Origin of the sequence: Piscinibacter defluvii (genome assembly GCF_004011805.1) — a bacterium.
Classification (GTDB): Bacteria; Pseudomonadota; Gammaproteobacteria; order Burkholderiales; family Burkholderiaceae_C; genus Piscinibacter; species Piscinibacter defluvii.
Window position 1 is genome coordinate 1 of the sequence record NZ_RCHJ01000097.1, and the last position, 1,861, is coordinate 1,861.

Here is a 1,861-nt window from a genome sequence, read left to right on the forward strand (position 1 = left end):
GCCTCGCGGCCCAAGTGCCAAGCCGTGGAGGGTCGCCTCGAGCGAAGGGTTAGGCCTCATTTCGTGCTGCTTGCCGATGTGGCTTGCTGCTGTGCAGCCAGCGGAGCGACGGTGCCGCCGGGCTTGGACTCCGCGGTGCTGGGCCGGAGCGCCTGGTAGAGCGGCAGCTCGGTGACGGCGATGCCCGCCAAGAACGCAGCGACGAGTAGGCCGAAGTACCAGGAATAGAAGCTCACTGGAGCGTGCGCGTACAGCCACTTGAGGGTGATCTTGGGTGGCAGCTCGAGAGGTGCTGGCAGCTCTGGCGGGGCTGCCACAGGCGTGACCGTTTGGCTAGTGCGCAACTGACCTTCGAGCGTCAGGATCGCTTGGTTCAACAAGCCGATGGCTTCGTTGATTGAACCAAGTGGATTTGACCCAAGTGCGTACGCAGACCGTACACGCCTTGCTGCATGAGTGAAGCGGGCGCCGAGCGTGGGATCGAACTGGACTCGTGGGGCAACCTTGTCGGCCCACTTTTCGAACTCGACTTGGGTGGTGAACGGCGACTCATAGCCGCGCTCGAGCGCGAGTTCGCGAAGCTCTGCGAGGACAGTCTCTGTCTGGGTCATGAGGCCTAACGTTTGAGCTGAGGCGACCGCCGCGGGTTGGCGCTTGGACCGCGAGGCGGATGATGACCCAAACCGCCTCGCGGCCCAAGTGCCAAGCCGTGGAGGGTCGCCTCGAGCGAAGGGTTAGGCGTCAGCGCTCTTGGAGGGTGGCTTGCTTGAACGACAGCCGTTGCCGAGTGGCGAACGAAGCGCCTCGGATGTGGGGGGAGGCTTCTCACGCGAGACGAAGGTTTGCGTCGGGAACGCGGCGCGACAACCAGAGCAGATAGCCGCCGACAACAACATCGACTGAGAAGCACCAAACGGGGTACCAATCCGGCACCCCAGGGTTTGTGATCAGTCGACTGTGAACCAAGTCGAACACGCCGTGAAGCACCCAGAACGCTCCGACTATTGCCGCTGACTGACGGATGCTTACGAGAGCGAAGAGCAGACCGGCAACCAGGAACGGAATGCCATACAGCATCTCTCGTGCGCTTACAGACTGCTCGCCAACGTGAAGGGCAAAGAGGGCGTACAGGCTCGGCAAGGTGAGCAGACCCAACGAGTACAACCAGCGCTCGCCACGTATCAGGCGAGCGACGAGGATCGTGAACACACCTGCGGCGGCACCGATAAGAGCTTCGATCACGGTTCGCTCCTGAATCTGACGCCTAACGTTTGAGCTGAGGGGCCGTAGCCGGGAAGGCGCTTGGCCCGCGAGGCGCATGATGACAGCGAGCGCCTCGCGGGCCAAGTGCCTTGCCGGCGGAGGTCCCTCTCGAGCGACCAGTTAGGCCTCGGCCCTGGTGGCGCGCGCACCTTTGACGCTGACGCCACCGCTTGGAAGCCGTGGTGGCCAATGCCTGGGCGGCGGAGTTCATGCCAGACTCACGAATTACCTGCGCCTGCACGGCGCTGGCCGAAGGCACAGTCTTCCGAGGGCGCAGGTACCACTGACAAGCTGACAGCGGAGGTTGCCCAGTACAGCCGCAGGTCCGAGCTACTCGCGAGCCGAGAGGCCGGACCGAAGGCATAGCTCGTCCGAGTTTGCTGCCGCCGCGCTTCTGCGCGGCGCTCGTGGGCCAAGATTGGGAAGCGCGCTTGGTGGCACGACTGCGATGGCCCGAACCGCTAGCGCGCTCCGAGGCCTAACGTTTGAGCTGAGGCGACCGCCACGGGTTGGTGCTTGGGCCGCGAGGCGCAGGATAGACCTGAGCGCCTCGCGGCCCAAGTGCCAAGCCGTGGAGGGTCGCCTCGAGTGAAGGGTT

2 protein-coding genes are annotated in these 1,861 nt (G+C 64.1%); both read right to left on the reverse strand.

The annotated features are described in order from the left end of the window. Positions 1-56 precede the first annotated feature (56 nt). Positions 57-611 (reverse strand): hypothetical protein, encoded by a 555-nt coding sequence (locus D9C15_RS33030; RefSeq protein WP_128003695.1) that lies wholly within the window; start codon positions 609-611, stop codon positions 57-59. Between the two features lie 214 nt (positions 612-825). Next, the gene (locus D9C15_RS33035) at positions 826-1,242 is read right to left on the reverse strand and encodes a hypothetical protein (RefSeq protein WP_128003696.1); all 417 of its coding nucleotides are present in this window, start codon (positions 1,240-1,242) and stop codon (positions 826-828) included. Positions 1,243-1,861: the final 619 nt, after the last annotated feature.